This is a genomic window from Aeromonas sp. AE23HZ002T15 (assembly GCF_054165525.2).
Genome location: NZ_CM201342.1, coordinates 780,037 through 804,606, shown reverse-complemented (window position 1 = coordinate 804,606; position 24,570 = coordinate 780,037). Strand labels below are relative to the sequence as shown.

The 24,570-nt window shown below is 61.5% G+C and carries 12 protein-coding genes; 8 read left to right on the top strand and 4 right to left on the bottom strand.

Annotated features, from left to right (window positions below):
* Positions 1 to 44 precede the first annotated feature (44 nt).
* From ACT5M9_RS03570 to ACT5M9_RS03560, 3 genes are all read left to right on the top strand, one after another.
* A complete protein-coding gene (locus ACT5M9_RS03570; protein ID WP_520395659.1) occupies positions 45 to 11,042 on the top strand; it encodes a retention module-containing protein in 10,998 nt (3,665 codons plus the stop codon).
* An 84-nt stretch (positions 11,043 to 11,126) separates the two neighbouring features.
* Positions 11,127 to 11,684, top strand: coding sequence for a hypothetical protein (locus tag ACT5M9_RS03565; protein ID WP_457977878.1), 558 nt, complete (start codon positions 11,127 to 11,129; stop codon positions 11,682 to 11,684).
* A 56-nt stretch (positions 11,685 to 11,740) separates the two neighbouring features.
* Positions 11,741 to 12,442, top strand: a complete 702-nt coding sequence (locus ACT5M9_RS03560) for an SIMPL domain-containing protein (RefSeq protein ID WP_457977879.1) — start codon at positions 11,741 to 11,743, stop codon at positions 12,440 to 12,442.
* Between the two features lie 268 nt (positions 12,443 to 12,710).
* Here the strand turns inward: ACT5M9_RS03560 and ACT5M9_RS03555 are convergent, their stop codons facing one another.
* Positions 12,711 to 14,087, bottom strand: a complete 1,377-nt coding sequence (locus ACT5M9_RS03555; protein ID WP_457977881.1) for an amino acid permease — start codon at positions 14,085 to 14,087, stop codon at positions 12,711 to 12,713.
* A gap of 357 nt (positions 14,088 to 14,444) precedes the next feature.
* Between ACT5M9_RS03555 and ACT5M9_RS03550 the strand changes: the two genes are divergently transcribed.
* Positions 14,445 to 14,738, top strand: a complete 294-nt coding sequence (locus tag ACT5M9_RS03550) for a hypothetical protein (protein WP_457977883.1) — start codon at positions 14,445 to 14,447, stop codon at positions 14,736 to 14,738.
* 111 nt (positions 14,739 to 14,849) lie between these two features.
* Here ACT5M9_RS03550 and ppsR read toward each other — a convergent pair whose 3' ends face one another.
* Positions 14,850 to 15,662 carry a phosphoenolpyruvate synthetase regulatory kinase/phosphorylase PpsR gene (gene ppsR, locus ACT5M9_RS03545; RefSeq protein WP_438548571.1) on the bottom strand — a complete coding sequence of 271 codons (813 nt, stop codon included), beginning with the start codon at positions 15,660 to 15,662 and terminating at the stop codon, positions 14,850 to 14,852.
* Between the two features lie 306 nt (positions 15,663 to 15,968).
* On the opposite strand from ppsR, the gene ppsA reads away from it, so the two are divergent.
* From ppsA to ACT5M9_RS03530, 3 genes are all read left to right on the top strand, one after another.
* Positions 15,969 to 18,341: a phosphoenolpyruvate synthase gene (gene ppsA / locus ACT5M9_RS03540; protein ID WP_457977884.1), complete on the top strand. Its 2,373-nt coding sequence runs from the start codon at positions 15,969 to 15,971 to the stop codon at positions 18,339 to 18,341.
* Positions 18,342 to 19,100: 759 nt separating this feature from the next.
* The gene (locus tag ACT5M9_RS03535) at positions 19,101 to 19,511 is read left to right on the top strand and encodes a winged helix-turn-helix domain-containing protein (protein ID WP_457977885.1); all 411 of its coding nucleotides are present in this window, start codon (positions 19,101 to 19,103) and stop codon (positions 19,509 to 19,511) included.
* Positions 19,492 to 20,187 carry an EAL domain-containing protein gene (locus ACT5M9_RS03530; protein ID WP_457977887.1) on the top strand — a complete coding sequence of 232 codons (696 nt, stop codon included), beginning with the start codon at positions 19,492 to 19,494 and terminating at the stop codon, positions 20,185 to 20,187. Before ACT5M9_RS03535 ends, ACT5M9_RS03530 begins: the two co-directional genes overlap by 20 nt.
* 248 nt (positions 20,188 to 20,435) lie before the next feature.
* Here the strand turns inward: ACT5M9_RS03530 and ACT5M9_RS03525 are convergent, their stop codons facing one another.
* Both ACT5M9_RS03525 and asp read right to left on the bottom strand, forming a co-directional pair.
* Positions 20,436 to 20,891, bottom strand: a complete 456-nt coding sequence (locus ACT5M9_RS03525) for a serine protease chaperone (protein ID WP_457977889.1) — start codon at positions 20,889 to 20,891, stop codon at positions 20,436 to 20,438.
* A gap of 18 nt (positions 20,892 to 20,909) precedes the next feature.
* The gene (gene asp, locus ACT5M9_RS03520; protein ID WP_457977891.1) at positions 20,910 to 22,784 is read right to left on the bottom strand and encodes a serine protease Asp; all 1,875 of its coding nucleotides are present in this window, start codon (positions 22,782 to 22,784) and stop codon (positions 20,910 to 20,912) included.
* 313 nt (positions 22,785 to 23,097) lie between these two features.
* Here asp and modF point away from each other — a divergent pair, with 313 nt between their 5' ends.
* Positions 23,098 to 24,555 (top strand): molybdate ABC transporter ATP-binding protein ModF, encoded by a 1,458-nt coding sequence (modF, locus tag ACT5M9_RS03515; protein WP_457977893.1) that lies wholly within the window; start codon positions 23,098 to 23,100, stop codon positions 24,553 to 24,555.
* The last annotated feature ends 15 nt before the right edge of the window (positions 24,556 to 24,570 follow it).

The window sequence follows — 24,570 nt, the reverse complement described above, 5'->3', positions numbered from 1 at the left end:
TCTAAGGTGTATGCATCAAGATTTGTCACCCTGGAGCAATGGATATGCGTACCCAAATCATCGACAAGACAGTCGTCGTCTCATCCGTGGAAGGCAATGTTCAGATCCTGCTGGCCGATGGCAGCAGCCGTCCTCTCCAGCCGGGAGAGATATTGCAGCCAGGGGCCAAACTCAACATCGCCGACGATGCCAAGCTGACGCTGGCTCCCTATGATGACAGCCCCAATGTCGCGCCAGATGCTCCCGCCCCGGCGGACGCCCCGGCTCAGGGCGATCCTTCCTCATCGGCCGAGAACAAGGATGTCTCCCCGGAAATCGCCGCGCTGCAAAAATCCATACTGGAAGGGGTCGATCCGACCAAGAACTTCGAGGCGGCGGCTGCGGGCGGTGCGCCTGCCGCGGGTGGTGGTGGCGGTGGGATTGGTGGTGTGGCCGGCGCCAGCGGTAATGGCGGTTTTGTCGTCATCGACCGTACCGGTGATGCGACCATAGCGACCGCAGGTTTCGATACCAGCCATGATGCGCTCGCGGGGCAAAACCCGCTGCAAGAGGATGACCTTCTGCCAGACAATGAGCTCGACGATCTGGACGAGGCCGCGGTCACGCTGGAAGATCAGTCCGTCAGCGGTGATCTGCTGGCCAACAGTACCAACTCGGACGGCCCCTTTGGGGTATCCATCCTCACCTACAGCTGGGGCAACAACATCGGCGTACCAGCCGGGGTTGTAAGCACCTTGGATGGGATCGGCACGCTGCTCATCAATGCCGATGGCACCTATACCTTTACCCCGGCCCTCAACTATACGGGACCGGTTCCCCCCGCCGATTACATCGTCACGGACGGTGCCGACACCAATCTTTCGACTCTCATCATCACCATCACCCCGGTGGATGAAGGTGTCTCCCTCGGTGGCTTGCAAGTGGAAGGCGGTGAGCTGCTCCTCAATGAAGCCGCCCTGGCCGACGGCAGTGCGCCGGATGCCCCCTCCCTGACCAAGGGGGGGACCTTCACCTTCAATGCGGAGGATGGCATTCAGAGTCTGACCCTGGGTGGGGTGACGCTCATCAGCAATGGCCAGATCATCGCCAGCTTCCCGCAGACGATCCCAAGCCCCCTGGGTAATCAGTTACTGGTGACCGGTATCAGTTACAACCCGGTGACCGGGGCCGGCAGCGTGACCTACAGCTATACCCTGAGCGACAACGAGACCCACACCCAGCCTGCCAATGACACCGCCCTGACCGAAAGCTTCGGCGTCGTGCTGACGGACAGTGATGGCGACAGTACCAGTGCCAGCCTGGATGTGGTGATACTGGACGATGTCCCCAGCGTGCGTCTGCTCCCGGGGTCTGGCGAGCTGGGGGTGATGAGCGTGGATGAGAGCCTGCCGCAGCTGGGCGGTGCCGACAACGACGGCATCGCCAGCGCCACGCTGGCGGCTTCCGTGGTGCAGGCCCAGTTCAGTCATGCCTTCGGCGCCGATGGGGCCGGCAGCATCGGCTACAGCCTGGTCCTCAATGGCAGCAATGTGGCGAGCGGCATCTATGCCGTCGATCCCGCAGCTGCCAACGGGCAGGGGGCGCAGATCCTGCTCAACCAGTCTGGCAATGTCATCACCGGCAGTGCCAACGGGGTGGGCTACTTTACCCTGACCATAGATCCCGTCAGCGGTGCCGTGACCCTGACCCTGCTGGACAACGTCTGGCAAGGGGATACCAGCAGCAACGATGACAGCGTCAGTCTGACCCTGGGCAGTGGTGTCTTGACCCTGGTACAGACGGTGACCGATTCCGATGGTGACAGTGCCAAGGCCAGCCTGGATCTGGGGGCCAGCGGCATGTTCCGCTTCGAGGACGATGGCCCGGCCTCTGGGCTGGTGCCCGAATTCCAGCGCCCGGGATTCGTCACTGTGGATGAGAGCCTGCCTGCCTTGGGCGGTGCAGGGAACGATGGCATTGCCAGTGCGACTCTGACGGGCGCGGCCGTGCAGTCCCAGTTCACCCATGGTTTCGGTGCAGATGGCGCCGGCAGCATCGCCTACAGCCTGGTTCTCAATGGCAGCAATGTGGCGAGCGGTATCTATGTCGTGGATCCCTCGGCTCCCAATGGGCAGGGCGCACAGATCCTGCTCAATCAGGTGGGTAACGTCATCACCGGCAGTGCCAACGGGGTGGACTACTTTACCCTGACCATAGATCCCGTCAGCGGTGCCGTGACCCTGGCCCTGCTGGACAACGTCTGGCACGGCGACACCGGCAATCATGATGACAGCGTCAGTCTGACGCTGGAGGGCGGGGTCCTGACCCTAGTGCAGACCGTGACCGATGCCGATGGCGACAGTGCCAAGGCCAGCCTGGATCTGGGGGTCAACGGCACCTTCCGCTTCGAGGATGACGGCCCCACCACCGGATCGGCCAGCGAGAGCCCGCGTCTGGGTACTGTCACCGTGGATGAGAGTCTGCCAGCCTTCGGTGGTGTGGGTGGTGACGGCATCGCGAATGCAACCCTGAGTGGCGCCATCGTCCAGGCGCAGTTCAACCCGGCATTCGGTGCAGATGGTGCCGGCAGCATCGGTTACAGCCTGGCGCTGAGTGGCGGCAATGTGGCAAGCGGCCTCTATGCCGTGGATCCCTCGGCTCCCAATGGGCAGGGGGCGCAGATCCTGCTCAACCAGGTGGGTAACGTCATCACCGGCAGTGCCAACGGGGTGGACTACTTCACCCTGACCATAGATCCCGCCAGCGGTGCCGTGACCCTGGCCCTGTTGGACAACGTCTGGCACGGCGACACCGGCAATCACGATGACAGCGTCAGTCTGACGCTGGAAAGCGGGGTCTTGACCCTGGTGCAGACCGTCACCGATGCCGATGGTGACAGCGCCAAGGCCAGCGTGGATCTGGGGGTAAACGGCACCTTCCGCTTCGAGGACGACGGCCCGACCGTCAGTCTGGTTGAGGAGGCGCCCAGCCTAGGCTCGGTGAAGGTGGATGAAAGCCTGCCGGCTCTGGGCGGTGCATACGGTGATGGGGTCGCGAGTGCGACGCTGGCGGCTGCCCTAGTGCAGGCACAATTCAGCCATGCCTTTGGGGCCGATGGCGCCGGCAGCGTCGGCAGCGTCGGCTACAGCCTGGCGTTGAGTGGCAGCAATGTGGCAAGCGGCCTCTATGCCGTGGATCCCTCGGCTATCAACGGTCAGGGGACACAGATCCTGCTGAGCCAGTCTGGCAACGTCATCACCGGCAGTGCCAACGGGGTGGACTACTTCACCCTGACCATAGATCCCGCCAGCGGCGCCGTGACCCTGACCCTGCTGGACAATATCTGGCACGGCAATACCAGCAATCCCGATGACAGCGTCAGTTTGACCCTCAAGAGTGACATCCTGACCCTGGTGCAGACGGTGACCGATGCCGATGGAGACAGCGTCAAGGCCAGCGTGGACCTGGGGGGCGGTGGCGTGTTCCGCTTCGAGGATGACGGTCCTACCGTCTGCCTGGCAGAAGGGGCCCCGCGCCTGTTGGCAACCGTGGATGAAAGCCTGCCAGCCCTGGGCGGTGCATACGGCGATGGGATTGCCAGTGCTACGCTGGCGGCGGCGACAGTGCAGGCCCAGTTCAGCCACGCTTTTGGTGCCGATGGTGCCGGCAGCATCGGCTACCACCTGGCCCTCAGTGGCAGCGATGTGGCGAGCGGCCTCTATGCCGTGGATCCCTCGGCGCCCAACGGCCAGGGTTCGCAGATCCTCTTGAACCAGTCTGGCAACGTCATCACCGGCAGCGCCAACGGGGTGGATTACTTCACCCTGACCCTGGATCCGGCCAGCGGCGCCGTGACCCTGACCCTGCTGGACAATGTCTGGCACGGCAATACCAGCAATCCCGATGACAGTGTCAGCCTGATCCTCAAGAGTGACATCCTGACCCTGGTGCAGACCGTGACTGACGCCGATGGCGACAGCGCCAAGGCCAGTCTGGATCTGGGGGCCGGTGGCGTGTTCCGCTTCGAGGATGATGGTCCTATTGCCAATAACGACAGCAACCCGACCGCGGCTACCGAGAACAACCTGGTACTGAACGGCAACGTCATCACCAACGACGTACAGGGGGCAGACGGCGCGGCGGTAACGGCCGCCAACCTGAGCGGTACCTATGGCAGCCTGGTGCTCAATGCCAACGGCACCTATACCTACACCCTCAACCCGAACGATGCGGACTTCAAGGCGCTGACCGGGGGCGGGAGTGGCAGCGAAGTGTTCACCTACACCCTGACCGATGCGGACGGTGACGTGAGCACGGCGACCCTGACCCTGACCATCAAGAACGATGACGATGGGGTGACCATCACCAACCTGACGCCCAAGGCGGAAGGGGGAGATGCCATCGTGTACGAGGATGACCTGCTGAGCACGCGCGGAGCGGGGGAATCGGCGGGGTCGGACACCAGCAAGGAGTCGACCACGGTCACCGGCAGCTTCAACATCAGCGCGCCGGACGGGGTGAAGACCCTGAGCGTGGGGAGCCTGGTGCTGGTCAACAACGGGGTGGTGGCGAGCTTCCCGCAGTCGGTGACGACGGGGCTGGGCAACACCCTGACGGTGACGGCGTACAACCCGGCGACCGGGCTGGTGAGCTACAGCTACACCCTGCTGGACAACGAGGCGCACCCGACGGCGAACGGTAACAACAGCCTGTACGAAGACTTCACCGTGACCCTGGTGGACAGCGACAACGACACGACCAGCAACACCCTGAGCGTGCAGATTGTCGATGACGTCCCGACCGCGGTGAACGACAGCAACCCGACCACGGCGACGGAAAACAACCTGGTGCTGAACGGCAACGTCATCACCAACGACGTACAGGGGGCAGACGGCGCGGCGGTAACGGCGGCCAACCTGAGCGGCACCTATGGCAGCCTGGTGCTCAATGCCAACGGCACCTACACCTACACCCTCAACCCGAACGATGCGGACTTCAAGGCGCTGACCGGGGGCGGGAGTGGCAGCGAAGTGTTCACCTACACCCTGACCGATGCGGACGGTGACGTGAGCACGGCGACCCTGACCCTGACCATCAAGAACGATGACGATGGGGTGACCATCACCAACCTGACGCCCAAGGCGGAAGGGGGAGATGCCATCGTGTACGAGGATGACCTGCTGAGCACGCGCGGGGCGGGGGAATCGGCGGGGTCGGACACCAGCAAGGAGTCGACCACGGTCACCGGCAGCTTCAACATCAGTGCGCCGGACGGGGTGAAGACCCTGAGCGTGGGGAGCCTGGTGCTGGTCAACAACGGGGTGGTGGCGAGCTTCCCGCAGTCGGTGACGACGGGGCTGGGCAACACCCTGACGGTGACGGCGTACAACCCGGCGACCGGGCTGGTGAGCTACAGCTACACCCTGCTGGACAACGAGGCGCACCCGACGGCGAACGGCAACAACAGCCTGTACGAAGACTTCACCGTGACCCTGGTGGACAGCGACAACGACACGACCAGCAACACCCTGAGCGTGCAGATTGTCGATGACGTACCGACTGCAGTGAACGACAGCAACCCGACCGCGGCGACCGAGAACAACCTGGTACTGAACGGCAACGTCATCACCAACGACGTACAGGGGGCGGACGGCGCAGCGGTGACAGCCGCCAACCTGAGCGGCACCTATGGCAGCCTGGTGCTCAATGCCAACGGCACCTATACCTACACCCTCAACCCGAACGATGCGGACTTCAAGGCGCTGACCGGGGGCGGGAGTGGCAGCGAAGTGTTCACCTACACCCTGACCGATGCGGACGGTGACGTGAGCACGGCGACCCTGACCCTGACCATCAAGAACGATGACGATGGGGTGACCATCACCAACCTGACGCCCAAGGCGGAAGGGGGAGATGCCATCGTGTACGAGGATGACCTGCTGAGCACGCGCGGAGCGGGGGAATCGGCGGGGTCGGACACCAGCAAGGAGTCGACCACGGTCACCGGCAGCTTCAACATCAGCGCGCCGGACGGGGTGAAGACCCTGAGCGTGGGGAGCCTGGTGCTGGTCAACAACGGGGTGGTGGCGAGCTTCCCGCAGTCGGTGACGACGGGGCTGGGCAACACCCTGACGGTGACGGCGTACAACCCGGCGACCGGGCTGGTGAGCTACAGCTACACCCTGCTGGACAACGAGGCGCACCCGACGGCGAACGGCAACAACAGCCTGTACGAAGACTTCACCGTGACCCTGGTGGACAGCGACAACGACACGACCAGCAACACCCTGAGCGTGCAGATTGTCGATGACGTACCGACTGCAGTGAACGACAGCAACCCGACCGCGGCGACCGAGAACAACCTGGTACTGAACGGCAACGTCATCACCAACGACGTACAGGGGGCGGACGGCGCAGCGGTGACAGCCGCCAACCTGAGCGGCACCTATGGCAGCCTGGTGCTCAATGCCAACGGCACCTATACCTACACCCTCAACCCGAACGATGCGGACTTCAAGGCGCTGACCGGGGGCGGGAGTGGCAGCGAAGTGTTCACCTACACCCTGACCGATGCGGACGGTGACGTGAGCACGGCGACCCTGACCCTGACCATCAAGAACGATGACGATGGGGTGACCATCACCAACCTGACGCCCAAGGCGGAAGGGGGAGATGCCATCGTGTACGAGGATGACCTGCTGAGCACGCGCGGAGCGGGGGAATCGGCGGGGTCGGACACCAGCAAGGAGTCGACCACGGTCACCGGCAGCTTCAACATCAGCGCGCCGGACGGGGTGAAGACCCTGAGCGTGGGGAGCCTGGTGCTGGTCAACAACGGGGTGGTGGCGAGCTTCCCGCAGTCGGTGACGACGGGGCTGGGCAACACCCTGACGGTGACGGCGTACAACCCGGCGACCGGGCTGGTGAGCTACAGCTACACCCTGCTGGACAACGAGGCGCACCCGACGGCGAACGGCAACAACAGCCTGTACGAAGACTTCACCGTGACCCTGGTGGACAGCGACAACGACACGACCAGCAACACCCTGAGCGTGCAGATTGTCGATGACGTACCGACTGCAGTGAACGACAGCAACCCGACCGCGGCGACCGAGAACAACCTGGTACTGAACGGCAACGTCATCACCAACGACGTACAGGGGGCGGACGGCGCAGCGGTGACAGCCGCCAACCTGAGCGGCACCTATGGCAGCCTGGTGCTCAATGCCAACGGCACCTATACCTACACCCTCAACCCGAACGATGCGGACTTCAAGGCGCTGACCGGGGGCGGGAGTGGCAGCGAAGTGTTCACCTACACCCTGACCGATGCGGACGGTGACGTGAGCACGGCGACCCTGACCCTGACCATCAAGAACGATGACGATGGGGTGACCATCACCAACCTGACGCCCAAGGCGGAAGGGGGAGATGCCATCGTGTACGAGGATGACCTGCTGAGCACGCGCGGGGCGGGGGAATCGGCGGGGTCGGACACCAGCAAGGAGTCGACCACGGTCACCGGCAGCTTCAACATCAGTGCGCCGGACGGGGTGAAGACCCTGAGCGTGGGGAGCCTGGTGCTGGTCAACAACGGGGTGGTGGCGAGCTTCCCGCAGTCGGTGACGACGGGGCTGGGCAACACCCTGACGGTGACGGCGTACAACCCGGCGACCGGGCTGGTGAGCTACAGCTACACCCTGCTGGACAACGAGGCGCACCCGACGGCGAACGGCAACAACAGCCTGTACGAAGACTTCACCGTGACCCTGGTGGACAGCGACAACGACACGACCAGCAACACCCTGAGCGTGCAGATTGTCGATGACGTACCGACCGCGAAGGATAACAGCGTTGCGGTGACGGAAGCCGGGCTGCCCCCCTTCAACCTCGTCCTTGTGGTCGATACCTCGGGCAGCATGCTGTGGAAGATAGGCACGACGACAGATGGCTCTCCGAATCGTCTGGAACTGGCCAAGAGTGCGTTGAACCACATGATCGACTCTTATGTGGCCCTGGGGGTCCCCCTGACCATCACGGTGATCGATTTTGCCAGTGGGGCCGTGCTGATCCCGCAGACGAGCGATCCCGACGTGGCCAAGGCCAGCATCTCCGGCTTGCCAACGGATGGCGGTGGCACCAACTACAATGCGCCTCTCGTACTGGCACAGAACCAGTTGACGGCCGATCTGGCCAATCCGGCATTGGCTGGCTACGAAACCAAGGTCTACTTCCTGTCGGATGGTGCGCCCAATGAGGGCAACGTGCCGGCAGGCTGGACGAGCTTTGTGAACAACAACAACGTGGAGGTCTATGCCGTTGGCCTCAATGTCAGTGGCAACGCATCGGCCATCTCGCAACTGGCCCTGGTGGAGGATAACGGTGATACCGTGACCCTGGTCGATAACATCAATGACCTGGATGCCACCTTGCAAGCCACAGTGCCGCCACCGGCGACCGGCAACGTGATCACCGACGTAGATGGCAGTGCCGGTGTGGATGTTGCGGGTGCCGATGGCCCCGTGACCGTGGTGCAGGTCAGCTTTACCGTCACCAATCCGGCTGCCTATGCCGGGGTGGCCGACAGCATCAACGGCAATGTCGTGACCTTCCTGGTGCAAGGCGGCACAACGGGTCCCATCCCGACGCCGGCAGGAGGCCGACTGACCGTGAATGCGGACGGTTCCTACTCCTACTCACCCCCCAATGATGTGGCGGCTCATACCCAGGAGGTCTTCACCTACACCATCGTGGATTCGGACGGCGATACCTCCAGCGCCCAGCTGAAAATCCTGGTACTGGATACGTCCCCCATCGTCGCCTCCGTGTTTGAAGACGGCCTGCCCACAGGCTTGCCAGGCAACAATCCTCTGCTGACGACGGTCAGTGGGTCTCTGGCGCAAATGGTAGCGGACAGCGTGGGGGTCAGCTTTGGCATGGGGTCGACGGCAGGGCTGCCTGCACTGACCTCGGGGGGCGTGGCGATCACCTATAGCATCACTCATGGTGCCGGGGTCGATACGCTGGTTGCCATGGCTGGTAGCAAACCCATCTTCACCCTGCAGGTGGAGAGTGATGGGGATTACACCTTCACCCTGCAAGGCTCCATTGATCATCCCCAGGGAGATGGAAACGATCTGGAGCTGAAGGCCCTCAATCTGTCCAGCGTGATCAGCGCACATGAAGGCGTGGACAATGTCGCATTGATCCGCAACTTCATCGTCCAGGTGGAAGATGATGTGCCCTTCGTGATGACGCCTGCCATGGGGGTCATGTTGAACCAATCGGGCGTGACTGGCACCTTCCTGCTGGATGGTGATGGTACCTTGGCAAACAACTATGGCGCGGATGGTGGGAGCATCCGCTTTGACAGTGCACTGAATGGCAGCAACAGCGGACTGACGTCCGGTGGCTTGCCCATCACCTATGCGCTTTCCGTCGATGGCATCACTCTGACGGCGTCCACGGCCGCCGGGACTGTGTTTATCGCGACCTTGCAACCGGCCTCTGCCACCTACCAGATCCAGATGATAGGGGAGGTCGATGGCGGACAGACCACGATCGACTTCAATGGCGGCGGTTACAACTTCGTCGGTGGTAACGCCTCCTGGGCAGGTTTCAACACTGCGGCCAACGATGACAGCAAGGATCTGCTGTTGACGGCGATGACGAGTGGGGTGGATGGCGGCACGGTCAACACCTCGGCCAATACGGGGGGGATCAGTAGCGGGGCATCGGTTGGCGCTAATGAAGCGATGCGGATCGACTTTGTCGTCGACCTGACCGGATCCCCTGTCAGTGGGGGCTCTTATGGCACATTGGCAAATCAGACTCACGCTTTTGATGCTCACTACGATGTGAATGGCGCCTCGGCACTGTTCACCGCCATCAGCAGCGGGGGCTCAAGCGTGAAACTGGTTGCCCGCCAAGATACTGATAGCGACAACGACATCGGGGATGGCAACAAGGAGTCGTTGACTGCGGTGGCCATCAGCTTCAACGGTTCGACCAAGGTTGTCAGCATAGCCGCTGGCATGTCGCAGACGATCTCAGTGGGAGGACGAAACTTTACGGTGAACTTCACCGATGATGATCCCGGTGTCGGGGTGGCCTATGTGGCAACCGTGGTGGGGGTGGTGAGCAACACCAAGTTGGCGGCCTACACGGCGGATGGGTATAACAGCCTGGAATTCCACTATGCCGCGGGCAGTGACTTCAAGATCGGGGACTTTGGCTCCAGCGTCGCCACTCCCGGGATCCCGGTCAGCCTGCAACTGCCGGTCACGCTGACTGACGGAGATGGGGATGCCGTCCACAGCAACATAGGTCTTAGCCTGTTGCCGGAAGCCCCGTTCACCGCAGACTATGATGCCGCCGCCAGCGCCGTGAATGTGACCTTCAACAGCACGCAAGGGCACGCCATCGGCTCCGACTTTGGGGACAGCATCACAGGGAACAGCCTGGACAACATCTTGTCGGGTGGTGCCGGTGATGATCTGCTCTTCGGAGCGGGCGGCAAGGATACCTTGGTCGGGGGAACCGGGAACGATCAACTGGATGGCGGCAGTGGCAACGATACCCTGCTCGGGGAGTCCGGCAACGACACCCTGACGGGGGGCCTGGGCAACGACATCCTGCTCGGGGGGGATGGCAACGATCTGCTGCTCGGTGGAACCGGCAGTGACACCATGACGGGCGGTGCCGGTAGCGACACCTTCAAATGGGTGGCGGGGGATGCCGATGGCAGTACGGACAACATCACGGACTTTACCCTGGGCAGTACTGCCAGCGGTGGTGATGTGCTGGATCTGTCATCCCTGTTGGTCGGTGTGCCGGCGAGTGGCAACAACAACGATCTGGCCACGGCACTGAACAACTATCTGCAGTTTGATACCACGAGCAACAAGTTGACCATAGACACGAATGGCTCGACGAGTGGGGGATCCCAGTTGACCATACAGTTCCAGGGCAGTCTCGATCTGGATCAGAATGGTGGCCTGACGACGAACCACGACATCATCAAGCAGCTGCTGGATGATGGCAACCTCAAGGTTCAACCGTGATGAAACGGGGGCCGGGCTCGCCCGGTCCCTGTTATTTGATGGCGAGGACGGCTAAGATAGCGGCAATATCGGGAGAGAGTCACCATGCAGTCATTCAATTGGGTCGACATCGATGGCATTCGCTATAGCTGGGATGGGCAGGACAATATCGTCTGCACCGGCCGCTTTGGCTATCAGGCATCGATGACGGGTGACAAGCTCAATGGCCTGGAGCTGGAAACGGAAGATGGCGAGGTGGCGGGTTCCCTCAATGTGGACTTCGCCGCATCCAGCATCAGTTTCAGCCCGGCGGAGAGTGCGTCCATGCCTCATATGATGGTGCTGGTTGGCCATGAGTGGGGACAACAGGAGTATGCACTCTCGAGCCTGAGTGACAACGCCCTGCACGGCTTGCTCGGCCATGGGGATGAACTCGACTGGAATTCGCTGGCGGTGGTGACGGCCTCCGAACCCATGTCCCCTCCCCAGGGTCATGTTCTGTCGTGGGACTCCTTCCACTTCGAAGAGGATGACTTGCTCGGTGCACCGGCTTCCGTGGCCATGAACAGGAGCCCGGCGAGCACCCTGGATGGGGAGATCAGCATCAATATCGACATGACCAACCAGGTATTGGACCATATCCCCCCCTTGCACGATATTTGAATCTCATTCGGCTATGGGCATAATGGCCTCCATCTATTCGATGGAGGTTTTTTTCTATGTGGCGTCCCCTTCTTACCCTGTCTGCTCTGGTTGTCAGTGCCCCCCTGTTTGCCATTGAAGTGCCCCAGGCGCCTCATCTGGTGGTCAGCGGTTATGCCGAGCAGAAGGCCGAGCCCGACATGCTGACCCTCAATGTCGCCGTGACCGCGCTGGAGAAACAGGGCATCAAGGCAAAGCAGCAGGTGGATACCAAGGTGGCGGCCTTCTTCGGCCAGCTGGAGAGCCTCGGCATCAAGCGTAGCGACGTGGAGGCCGGCAATCTGGTGATCTCCCCTGAGTATCAATATCCCCAGAACAAGCAGCCCGAGATGGTGGGTTATCGTGCCCAGCGTCAGCTCTCGGTCAAGCTCTATCAGCTCGACAAGCTGAGCCAGCTGATGGACACCGCTCTCAAGGCAGGGCTGGAGTCCGTCTCCCAGATTGAATACGGTCTCAAGTCCCCGCAGACCATCAAGGAGCAGGCCCGTCTAGGCGCCGTGGCCGATGCCACCAGCAAGGCGGAGTCTCTGGCAAAAGCCTTTGGCATGAAGCTGGGCAAGGTCTACAGCGTCGAGTATCGCAATAGCTCACCGGTACCTGTGTACAGCCGGGCCATGAAGGCGGCCGCCGCGCCTGCCGCCGACATGGTGGAGAACAGCTACCAACAGCAGCAGATCAGCATCACGGACAACGTGGAAGCCGTCTTCCTGCTGGAGTAAGGGTCAGAGGCGGCAGGCCTCTTGAACCCAGTGCACACCAACAAGCCCGAGGCTCACCCCCTCGGGCTTCTGTTTATGGGCGTTTTATCGTTGGCCGTACCAGGGACAGGGTGCCAGCGCAGAAGCAGCGCCGACATCGATTGCAGGCATGCAGAGGGGGTGGGGGAATAAGCTGGCGGAGGGGCACTGGTCGGTGCAGAGGTGTAGCAGGAGCAGGAATAAAAAATGCCGGTCATCGACCGGCATTGTGATGTGAAGAGGCGGTTGCTCAACCGAGGTCGGTGGCAACCCGGCGCTGGCTCTTCTGCTTGAGCAGGTAGCCGATGCCGAGCACCAGTACCCAGGCCGGGATCAGCTCGACCGAGATGCGGGTGCCATCGTTCATGTACATGATCACCAGGATGGCGACCATGAAGGCGAGGCAGAGATAGTTGCCAAACGGGCTCCACAGTGCCTTGAACTTGGTGGTGACGCCTTCGGCGGCCTTGACCTTGCGGAACTTCAAGTGCGCGAGGCTGATCATGGCCCAGTTGATGACCAGGGCGGAGACCACCAGGGACATCAGCAGGCCGAAGGCCTTGCCCGGGATCAGGTAGTTGATCAACACGCACAGCAGGGTGGCGGCGGCCGAGATGGTGATGGCGGTCAATGGCACGCCGCTCTTGTTGGTCTTGAGCAGTGCCTTGGGGCCGTTGCCCTGCTTGGCCAAGCCAAACAGCATGCGGCTGTTGCAGTAGACGCAGCTGTTGTACACAGACAGCGCGGCGGTCAGTACCACCAGGTTCAGCACGTTGGCCACCAAGTTGCTGTCCAGAGCGTGGAAGATCATCACGAAGGGGCTGCCGCCTTCGACCACCTTGCCCCAGGGGTAGAGGGAGAGCAGCACGGTCAGGGCGCCGATGTAGAAGATGAGGATGCGGTAGATCACCTGATTGGTGGCCTTGGGGATGCTCTTCTCCGGGTTGTCCGCTTCCGCCGCCGTGATGCCGACCAGCTCCAGGCCGCCGAAGGAGAACATGATGAAGGCCATGGCCATCACCAGACCGCCGACGCCGTTCGGGAAGAAGCCGCCCTGGGCCCACAGGTTGCTGACGGTGGCCTCGGGGCCGCCGGTGCCGGAGAACAGCAGATAGCCGCCGAAGCCTATCATGCCGAGGATGGCGACCACCTTGATGATGGCGAACCAGAACTCCATCTCGCCAAACGCCTTGACGTTGGAGAGGTTGATGGCGTTGATCAGCACGAAGAAGAAGGCCGCCGACATCCAGGTCGGGATCTCGGGCCACCAGTACTGGACATAGATGCCGACCGCGGTCAGCTCCGCCATGCTCACCAGCACATAGAGCACCCAGTAGTTCCAGCCGGAGGCGAAACCGGCGAAGTCACCCCAGTACTTGTAGGCGAAGTGGCTGAAGGAGCCGGCGACCGGCTCTTCCACCACCATCTCGCCGAGCTGGCGCATGATGAGGAAGGCGATGAAGCCGCCGATGGCGTAGCCGAGCAGCACGGCGGGGCCCGCCATCTTGATGGTGTCGGCGATGCCGAGAAACAGGCCGGTACCGATGGCACCGCCCAGTGCGATGAGCTGGATATGGCGGTTTTTCAGGCCGCGCTTCAGCTCTTCGCCGTCTTGTTGAAGATCCATTCTTCCTTCCTTAGGTCGCTGAGGTCACTCGGTCTTCGTCTCGCCAGATGGCTCGCATCCTGTGAACCGGATCAGCACGCCGTGCCGAAAACAGGACAAAAACCGTATTTATTTCGTTACGGATGGCCACCTTCGGTTTTTTGTGGTGGCTATCAACCCGAGCAGAATAATGATAAACGCCCGCTCATGCACCTATTTTCCTTAGCTTCGGCTGCAATTTCCGGCTTTATGCAGGTTTTTTATGATCTGGAAAGGGGTTTGGGGAGTGGTTGATGGCTTTGTGATCGATCGGTTGCTTGGCGGTTGACTGCAAATATGTTTCGTGAGCAATTGGTTTTTTATTTGAAAGGGACTCATATGGTAGAAAAATTTGTCGGCGGGCTCGTCGTCGCCGCACTCTGGCTCGGGATCTGGCTCTCCCCCATGTTGCTGACCATGGTGGCGGCCTGCCTCATGGTGTGGGGCTGGCAGGGAGCGGATTATCTGGTCGCCCACATCGCCATGGTGCTGGCGCTGGCCGCCGGAGCGGGGTTGCTCCCCGCCTGTTGGCTAAGCGAGCGGGTACGCAAGGGGACGGGATTGCTGACCCTGCATGGCTGGTTGATGAACAACAAGGAGCTCAACAAGCCAGGTTCCCCCCCTCTCTCCTGAGCAAGATGTCGCCGGCGCCTCACGCCGGCGTCATTTTCGCCCCTTTCTGCTGTTCATTTATATTGCCATGTCGTCTTTTTATGGCGTCTCATGCTGACAAATATCTGCCGATCAGCAGAGCTGGCGGCGCAATCCGGTCGCCTCCAGGATCTTGGCGCTGATCTCCTCCACCGAGTGGGAACTGGTGTCGAGGAAGCGGATCGCCTCCTGGCGAAACAGCCGCTCCACGCTAGCCAGCTCCTGCTCGCACTGCTCAAGGGATGAATAGCGGCTGTTGGCCCGGCGCTGGTTGCGGATCTCGTGCAGCCGCTGGGGTGCAATGGTGAGGCCGAACAGCTTGTGGCGATTTGCCTTGAGGGGAGTGGGCAGATCGAGGGATCCCATGTCCTGCTCGATGAAGGGGTAGTTGGCGGCGCGGATGCCAAACTGCAGCGCCAGATAGAGGCTGGTCGGGGTCTTGCCGCAGCGGGAGACGCCGATGAGGATGATGTCCGCCTCGTCATACTCCTTGGTGGTGATGCCGTCGTCGTTGGTGAGGGCGAAGTTCACCGCCTCGATGCGATCGTCGTAGAGCTTGCGGTTCTCCATGCCGTGGGTGCGATGGAGCCTGGGCTCGGCCTTGATCCCGAGTTCCTGCTCGAGCGGGCTCACGAAGGTGTTGAGAAAGTCGTGGCTGCTGGCCTGGGCCTTGAGCACCTCGTCCCGCACCTGGTGGTCGACTATGGTGTGAAACAGGATGGGACGCACCCCGGTCTGGCGAAACTGCTCGTCGATGCGCATCCGCACCTGGCGGGCCTTCTCCAGGGTCTCCACGAAGGGAATGGTGACCTGTTCGAACACCAGGGGGAACTGGCTCAGCACGGCATGGCCGAACACCTCGGCCGTGATGGCGGTACCGTCGGATACATAGAATACGGTGTGCACTGGGTACTCCTGTGAAGTGCGAGGGCAGGGGATAACGATTCAGTATCTCTCGAAACCATCCCCCTTTTGTCAACAGGTCTGCCGTTTCCAAGTTGTGAACTCGCTTGCAAACCTGAGTCGTTACCTTTTTGTGTCGCCATTGTAGAATGTCTGTGTCAAACGGCCATCCCCAAATCTTGCGTGGGGATTTTTTTGACCATAAATAGAAAACGTTTTCACGGTCGTTGGCAACATACACATACAAAAACACATGATTTGGCACAGCAGGTGCTCGGCACCCTGGCCCACCAACCTGGAGACATGCAAATGCAACAGTACGTACTCTGGTACGAACAGCTCGGAATGCAGGATGTAGAGCGCGTTGGCGGCAAGAATGCATCCCTTGGCGAGATGATCAGCAACCTCTCCGGTGCCGGCGTGTCCGTGCCCGGCGGTTTTGCAACCACCGCCTTTGCGTTCAACGAGTTTCTGGAGTTAAGCGGTCTCAACGGCAAGATCCACGACCTGCTCGACAGCCTGGACGTGGATGACATCGCCGCCCTCAACAAGGCCGGTCAGCAGATCCGCGACTGGGTGGTGGAAGCCCCCTTCCAGCCGGCGCTGGAGCAGGCCGTGCGCGATGCCTACACCAAGCTGAGCGCCGGGCTCGAGGCTTCCTTCGCGGTGCGCTCCTCCGCCACCGCCGAGGACATGCCGGATGCCTCCTTCGCCGGCCAGCAGGAGACCTTCCTCAACGTGCGCGGCATCGATGCCGTCATGACCGCCATCAAGCATGTGTTTGCCTCCCTGTTCAACGATCGCGCCATCTCCTACCGGGTGCATCAGGGGTACGATCACAAGGGCGTGGCGCTCTCGGCCGGGGTGCAGCGCATGGTGCGCTCGGATCTCGCCGCCTCTGGCGTCATGTTCACCCTGGATACCGAATCCGGCTTCAACGACGTGGTCTTCATTACCGGCAGCCAGGGCCTGGGTGAGATGGTGGTGCAGGGAGCCGTCAACCCGGACGAATTCTATGTGCACAAGCCGACCCTCAAGGCCGGCCGCCCCGCCGTGGTGCGCAAGACGCTGGGCTCCAAACTCATCAAGATGACCTACTCCGACGACGCCGGCCACGGCCGTCAGGTAAAGATCGTCGACACGAGCGAGGCCGAGCGCAACCGCTTCTGCATCACGGATGAAGAGGTGATGGCGCTCGCCAAGCAGGCCCTCATCATCGAGCAACACTACGGCCGCCCGATGGACATCGAGTGGGCCAAGGATGGTCAGGACGGCCAGCTCTATATCGTCCAGGCTCGTCCCGAGACGGTGCGCAGCCGCCAGGAGGCGAACACCCTGGAACGCTTCGCCCTCAAACAATCCGGCAAGGTGCTGATCGAGGGGCGCGCCATCGGTCACAAGATAGGCTCGGGCCCGGCGCGGGTCATCTCCTCCATCAGCCAGATGGACGAGGTGCAGCCCGGCGACGTGCTGGTCACCGACATGACGGATCCGGATTGGGAACCCATCATGAAGCGGGCCTCCGCCATCGTCACCAACCGTGGCGGCCGAACCTGTCACGCCGCCATCATCGCCCGGGAGCTGGGGATCCCGGCCGTGGTGGGTTGCGGCAATGCCACCGACCATATCGAGGATGGCCGCCTCATCACCGTCTCCTGCGCCGAAGGGGACACCGGCTTCATCTACGACGGTGAGCTCGACTTCGACGTGGCGGTGACCGAGGTGGGCAACATGCCGCGCCTGCCCATCAAGATCATGATGAACGTCGGCAACCCGGACAGGGCCTTCGACTTCGCCCAGCTGCCGAACGCCGGTGTGGGGCTGGCTCGCCTCGAGTTCATCATCAACCGCATGATAGGGGTGCACCCCAAGGCGCTGCTGGAGTTTGACAAGCAGACACCAGAGCTCCAGGCCACCATCACCAAGATGATCGCGGGCTACGAGAGCCCCCGCGAATTCTACGTCGCCAAGCTGACCGAAGGCATCGCCACCCTGGCGGCCGCCTTCTGGCCGGAGCGGGTCATAGTGCGGATGTCGGACTTCAAGTCCAACGAGTACGCGAACCTGGTGGGGGGCCGTGGTTACGAGCCTCATGAGGAGAACCCCATGATCGGCTTCCGCGGCGCCTCCCGCTACATCGCCGACAGCTTCCGCCCCTGCTTCGCCCTGGAGTGCGAGGCGATGAAGCGGGTACGGGATGTCATGGGGCTGACCAACGTTGAGGTGATGATCCCCTTCGTGCGCACCGTGGGTGAGGCGGAGCAGGTGGTGGAGATCCTGGCGGAGAACGGCCTGCGCCGTGGCGAGCGGGGTCTGAAAGTCATCATGATGTGCGAGCTGCCCTCCAACGCCCTGTTGGCGGACAAGTTCCTCGAGCACTTCGACGGCTTCTCCATCGGTTCCAACGACATGACCCAGTTGACCCTGGGTCTGGACCGGGACTCCGGCCTCATCGCCCACCTGTTCGATGAGCGCAACGAGGCGGTCAAGGCGCTGCTGGCCATGGCCATTCAGGCCGCCCGCAAGGCCGGCAAGTATGTGGGGATCTGCGGTCAGGGCCCCTCCGATCACCCGGACTTCGCCGCCTGGCTGGTCGAACAGGGCATCGACTCTGTATCCCTCAACCCGGATACGGTCGTCGACACCTGGCTCTATCTGGCCGAGCAGCACAAGGCGGGCTAAGCGCGCTCACGACGCTTCGAGAATGAAAAGGCGCCCAATCAATGGGCGCCTTTTTATTGATCCCGGTTCGGTGAGAGGACTACCTCTCGATATTGTTCCCACAGAGAGGCGGGTAGAGCCCGTTCCATGCCAACAGGTTGACGGATTATTTGTGGCTGAGTGCGGTGTTTTATTATGCTTCCTGACTCTCCTCCGCCATGGCTATTTCATTCCCCTCACGAGATTGACTGCTTTTTGTTCTCTCATGGCTGGGTGGGCTATTAATCACTCTCAACCAGCTTGATAGATAGGCTCTCCTGCGGGTTATGCGGCCTGTTTATGTCGAGGCGGCCTCTCTTCATGATCCCATCCATCATCGTGCGGATGTTCCATTCCTGTGCGATGGCTTTCCAATCTGATGCTGAGTTTTTAAACATTTAATTTGCTCTGTTCGGGAAAGGATAAGTTGTCTATCGCGAGCATTTACTCAGCTACACTTGCTAACAAACATAATAATTTTAGTATTTTATTCTGTGATGCGTTGAATGTAAGATTATTACTCTGTCTCTCATGGGTCTCTGTGAATGAAGAATGTTAGTTAACTATTTGTTTTTAATCTTAAATTAATCCAATCGAGAGATATTATTTTATTATCATCAATGCACGTATTAATTCTGTGAGAATACCCCTAGTTCAGCCTGAGTCAGGTCATTGGGCTGGTAATGACGGAGCACAGAGCGTGTGTCGAACGTCAGTTACTGGTTAACACGGAGGCCGGTCATGCTGGAATTGGAAGTGATAAAAAAAAGCGCAGCAGTGGAATATTTGATCAATAAGGACAGAGACATCATCGTCGATTTAAATCAGGGGACCTTCACTTTTTGTAATTTCGCCGGAACGCAGCAATCCCAGGTGATCAGAATGGGTTCCCGAGAAACCCGTGTATTGAGGTATCTAGTCAATAACAGCGGTTATCTGGTATCCAAGGATGAGCTTCTCAATACCGTCTGGAATGGCCGGGTGGTATGTGAAAACACCGTCTCCGTGGCCCTGTCCAATATCCGTAAACTATTGCGAAGAGCGGATCCCGATTGCCGTTGTCTGGTCACGGTAGCCAGAGCCGGTTACATCTTCTATCCCTACCGTTCCGGGTTTCTTGTGGAGGGGAGCCATGATAGAGAGCACAGATGAATCAGCGGGCGATCGGCTCAGACACACCCTGGAGCCCATCGTCGAGCTGGATGCGGGCGAGATATTGTCATTCGAAGTCCTGTCATTGCTTGGGAACCGCCCTTTTCCTGACAAGACAGATCCCAAAGAGTATCAACAAGCCACTCAGGCTCTGTTGCTGACTCGCCAGCTGGAGTTTTTCCAGAAGATTAGCCAGTACGACGGGGCACTCTATCAGAGCCTCTTTCTCAACGTGGATCCGGCCTTGTTCGGTGGCCGCATCTCATGGATGGATTTCCTCCCCTTCCTGTATCAGTTCAAGATCGATATCGGATTCGAGATGGCCCAGGTATTGAACGGGTTGCCCACCCAGGTGATGCAGGCCATGGAACCCCTCAGGGCACTGGGGATCCGGTTCTGGATTATGGATGTCAATCAGGCCATTCATGCCCTCCCGGCTGAACTGCGTGAATGCTTCGATGGGATCAAGATAGCGAAGCAGTGTTTTTGGCAATGCTTTGGCAGGGCCGACCCGGCCTTCATCGAGCAGGCGTCGAGCACCTGGGGTCACGACAACGTCATCGTGGAAGGGGTGGAAAACCGCCATCACCTCTCCTTTGTCAGGGCGCAGGGCATCATGCGGGGGCAGGGGTTTCATTGGCGAGCCCGGCTATTACGACACGCCTGCTGGCATTGAGGCAAGGGTATCCCCTTGCGTGAGCGGGCGACCCTGAGCGGGGCATGAGAGCCAGGCCGCGCTGGCAGAAGTTTGCAGCACCATATCGTTTCACACCCAAAGCCGCATCGAGACAGGCTCTCCTCGCGCCCCGTCAGTGTGCGCGTTCGATGGGAAAATGTTGTCGATAAAACAGACATGGGGGAAAGGATAAAAAGGGGGCCATGGGCCCCCTTGTTGTTTTGGCGTATTCCGGTGCGAGAGCGCGCTTATTTCGGCTGCTGCTCGGGGCCGCCCAGCTCGATCTGTACCTCGACCCCTTCCTGCCTGAGCTGGCTGGCGATGGCGTTCAGATCGGCGCCCGGCTTGGCGGTCAGCAGGGCGATGCCACCGCTGCTCTGCTTGAAGCTGAGCCCGTGGCGGCTGGCCAGGGACTTCGCTTGCGTATCCTCAGCTACCACCAGCAGGGTGCCGCTGACCACGAGCTCGGGGCTGGCCGCCCCTTGCAAGAGGACGTCGCCGCTGCGCAGCCCCGGCTGGGCGGCCTTGCCATCCAGGCTGCGGGCCACCCGTTTCTTGCTGCCGTTGTCCGGGGTGAAGTAGGTCTGACCGTTCACCTCGATGGCGCGATACTGCTTGCCATCTATGGTGACGGACTCGTCCGCCAGAGCTGGCAGGGCGGTCAGCAGGCCTGCCAGGGTGAGGCCAAAGAGAATCTGTTTCATGCTATGACTCCTGTGCTGTTAGGTACGGGCCGGCTCGTGGCCGAGGACCCGCAGTGACCAGTCGATGAGCTGGCCAGGTTGGCTGTTGTTGCGCTCGGTCAGGGTGCTGCGCACATTGGTGCGGCGATCGAGCAGCGAGACCTGGCGAGTGCCATTGGCCACGTCGGTCACCTCCAGCCGCCACTCACCCGCCGCGGCCTCCCCATAGAATTTGTGGGAGAGCAGGCGCATGTCGCGCATTCCCGTTGTGCGCACAGTACCGCTCTGCTGACGCTCGAGGGACTGGCCAACCAGGCTGTTGTAGGGGTTGAGCAGCACGCTGCGGGTGCCGGACGGAGAGACGAGCTCGATCAGCAGATCGGGCAGACGCTGGTGATCCAGGCTGACTTTTACCTGTACCGCCTCCACGGTGAGCGCCTGATCCACCTGGATATTCGAGGTAGTCGGGGCGCTGCCCACATCCGGGATGGCCGCGGCGGCGCCACGCACCGTCACCTTCTGCCAGGGGGCCTGGATCAGGGCCGGCAGAGGGGCATGGGTGGCGGCGCTGGCCAGGGCCTTGTTCACGTCTATCAGGCCAAAGCCATAGGTCGGGCTGAACCAGAGACCGGCGGCGTTGCGCTCCCAGCCTTCCAGCCCGGTGACCTGGCGCAGCTGGCCGCTGGCGCTGGTGTAGCTGACCCGTACGGGCGCCTGGGCAGGCTCGATGCGGGTGGCGTTTCTGGCCAGCAGATCCCGCAGGTCCCGCACCGACAGATCCGGGTAGGCGGACATCAGCAGGGCCACGGCACCGGCGGTGTTGGGGGTGGCCGAGGAGGTGCCGTTCATGGTGCCGTTGTAGTCACAGCTGGCATCCAGCTGCGGGTTGTTGTGCAAGCTGTTGGTGGTCTGGCGATCCACCCGGTTGTAACCCATGTCGCAGCCGGGCAGATCCGTGGTCACCATGGCGGGGGAGTCGGTGCCGTATTCCCCGCCCGGCGCGCTCAGGAAGACGTTGCTGCCGACGCTGGAGTAGGAGGAACGTACGCCATCGGCGTTGCTGGCGCTCACCACCAGGTTCCAGAAGTTGCTGTTGGAGGGGTCCAGGTTGCTGTTTTCAAACGGCAGGGCGGGGTTGTTGCCGCTGCGATTGAACACATAGTTGCCGGAGGAAATCCGGTTGAAGCCGTTGCCCGCCGCCTTGATGTAGGCGGCTCCCTCGGCCTTCTGGGTCATCTGCTCCATCAGGGTGTCGAGTTGACGGCGATTGAGGTCATCGCTGCCACGGGGAGCGATCAGGCTCATGCCGTAGCTCTGGTTGAATACCCGGTTGTCGCCGCTGGCCTGGCTGTCGCCGAGGGCGTAGAGCCAGTCCCGCTGCAACTGCTGGCTGGCGGGATCGAGCAGGTTGAAGCCCTGCAATTGGGCCGCCGGTGCCACACCCCGGCTGCCGATGGCGTTGTCCACCGCGGCTATGATGCCCGCCACCGAGGTGCCGTGGGCTGTGTTCGCCGTGGTGGGCGTGGGATCGCTGCCGCCGGTCACCACGTTCTTGGAACCGGGGCGAATGTTGTCCACCAGATCCGGGTGGGCGATGGCCAGACCGTCGTCCACCACGGCCACGTTGATCCCCTGGCCCAGCACGGCGGTGCGGTGGGCCCACCAGAGGTTGAGGTCATTGCCCGCCACGCCGCCCCGGGCGCTGAACGCGTTCTGACCGCTGTTGAGCAGGTGCCACTGTTGATCTTGCAGGGGGTTGATGCCGGGCAGGCAGCGCTCAGTGCTGCTGCGGCCGGTGTCGAGTCCGGCTTCGTTGCCGCCGAGGGGCAGGCAGTGCTCATTGGCCTGTGCCGAGGCAATGGGCAGGGCAGAGAGCAGCCCCGTGATTGCCAACGCTATCGTCGTTTTTCTCATTGATAAACTCCATCTTAAGGGCGCACCGTCCGAGGTGCGTTGGCATCTATACATGAGAAATAGCGATTCAAAAGGCGCTCAATTCAGAGTTGTGAAAGGCTTCATATAAATCTCAATTCGTCCCATATGGGGGTATAAACGAGACAGGGATCATGTTTTATTGAGAGCTATTCGCATCCAACCTTAGTGATCTTTTTGTCTATAGATCCCTCTATTTTTAACACGCCGGGGAGATCTCTCCGGTGCGCTCCATGGCTGTGACCCGTCGCGATCCCTGTTAAGGTAACCACAAACGGATCAACAGGATGGACTCATGACCCTATTGCAGTGGCACTCGGCCAGGCTGGCCCTTCGCAATGACCAAACCCTCTTCCTTCCCGACCTGACCCTCTCCCCGGGGGAGTGCTGGGCCTTTGTCGGCAGCAACGGCAGCGGCAAGACTGCGCTGGCCTCGGCCCTGTGCGGGGAGCTCGGCGTGCGTGCCGGCCAGGTGTCCGGTGCACTAAAGGCTGTGCGGCTGTCGTTCGAGTCGCAGCAACAGCTCGGCGAGCGGGATTTCCAGCGGCGCAACACCGACATGCTGGGGGAAGAGGAGGAGGCAGGTTATAGCGTCGCCAGCCTGATGCTGGAGGAGGGGGGAGAAGAGGGGGCCGCCCGGGCTTTGTTGGCGCGCTTTGGCATAGAAGCGCTCTGGGATCGCCCCTACCGCTATCTCTCGAGCGGGGAGGGGCGCAAGCTGTTGCTGGCCAGGGCCCTGCTGGCCAGCCCCGAACTGCTGGTGCTGGACGAGCCGTTCGACGGGCTGGATCAGGGCTCGCGCCGCGAGCTGATGGCACTGCTGGCCGAGCTGGTCTCACAGGGGCAGCGACTGGTGGTGATCGTCAACCGCTTCGACGAGATCCCCCCCTTCGCCACTCATCTGGGGTTGCTCGGGGAGCTCAGCCTGCTGCTGTCGGGCAGGCGGGAGCGGGTGCTGGCGAGCCCGGAAGTGGCCCAGCTGGCGCGATCCGAGGCCATCCCGCCCGAACTGCCACCGCCGCTCACCCCCCCTGAGCCACTGCCTCCCGGCCCCCGGGTGCAGATGCGCGGCTTGAGGATCGCCTATGGGGAGCAGGTGGTGATCGACGGGCTCGACTGGACCATAGCACCGGGGCAGCACTGGCAGCTGGTCGGGCCCAACGGCGCCGGCAAGTCGACCCTGCTCTCCCTCATCACCGGGGATCACCCCCAGGGCTACAGCAACGATCTCCGGCTGTTCGGCAGGCAGCGGGGCAGCGGCGAGAGCATCTGGGAGATCAAGCGCCACATCGGGCTGGTGAGCCCGGCCCTGCATCTGGACTATCGCGTCAGCGGCTCTGTACAGACGGTGATCCTGTCGGGCTTTTACGACTCCATCGGCCTCTATGCCCGGCCCGGGGATCGGCAGTTGGCCCTGGCCAACCAGTGGCTGGCTTTGCTGGGGCTAAAGGAGCAGGGGGGGCTGCCGTTTCACAGCCTCTCCTTCGGCCAGCAGCGGCTGGTGCTCATCGCCCGGGCCCTGGTCAAGCATCCGCCCCTGCTCATTCTGGACGAGCCGCTGCAGGGGCTGGATCCCCTCAACCGCCACCTGGTGCGTGCCATGGTGGGGCGCCTCATCGGTGAGGGGACCCAGTTGCTCTTCGTCTCCCACCATGTCGAGGACGCTCCCCCCGGCCTCACCCACAGACTGAGTTTCGTGCCAGACGGCATGGGGGGTTATGACTACCTGCAGGAGCGGTTGGCGCTGGGCTGAAGCGGGGGACGGACT

What these genes read in the sequence shown, in the direction of transcription:
- ACT5M9_RS03550 (WP_457977883.1), top strand. Translation starts at nt 14,445, where the DNA reads ATGGTAGAAAAATTTGTCGGCGGGCTCGTCGTCGCCGCACTCTGGCTC.
- ACT5M9_RS03570 (WP_520395659.1), top strand. Translation starts at nt 45, where the DNA reads ATGCGTACCCAAATCATCGACAAGACAGTCGTCGTCTCATCCGTGGAA.
- ACT5M9_RS03530 (WP_457977887.1), top strand. Translation starts at nt 19,492, where the DNA reads ATGATAGAGAGCACAGATGAATCAGCGGGCGATCGGCTCAGACACACC.
- ACT5M9_RS03565 (WP_457977878.1), top strand. Translation starts at nt 11,127, where the DNA reads ATGCAGTCATTCAATTGGGTCGACATCGATGGCATTCGCTATAGCTGG.
- ACT5M9_RS03560 (WP_457977879.1), top strand. Translation starts at nt 11,741, where the DNA reads ATGTGGCGTCCCCTTCTTACCCTGTCTGCTCTGGTTGTCAGTGCCCCC.
- modF (WP_457977893.1), top strand. Translation starts at nt 23,098, where the DNA reads ATGACCCTATTGCAGTGGCACTCGGCCAGGCTGGCCCTTCGCAATGAC.
- ppsA (WP_457977884.1), top strand. Translation starts at nt 15,969, where the DNA reads ATGCAACAGTACGTACTCTGGTACGAACAGCTCGGAATGCAGGATGTA.
- ACT5M9_RS03525 (WP_457977889.1), bottom strand. Translation starts at nt 20,891, where the DNA reads ATGAAACAGATTCTCTTTGGCCTCACCCTGGCAGGCCTGCTGACCGCC.
- ACT5M9_RS03535 (WP_457977885.1), top strand. Translation starts at nt 19,101, where the DNA reads ATGCTGGAATTGGAAGTGATAAAAAAAAGCGCAGCAGTGGAATATTTG.
- ACT5M9_RS03555 (WP_457977881.1), bottom strand. Translation starts at nt 14,087, where the DNA reads ATGGATCTTCAACAAGACGGCGAAGAGCTGAAGCGCGGCCTGAAAAAC.
- asp (WP_457977891.1), bottom strand. Translation starts at nt 22,784, where the DNA reads ATGAGAAAAACGACGATAGCGTTGGCAATCACGGGGCTGCTCTCTGCC.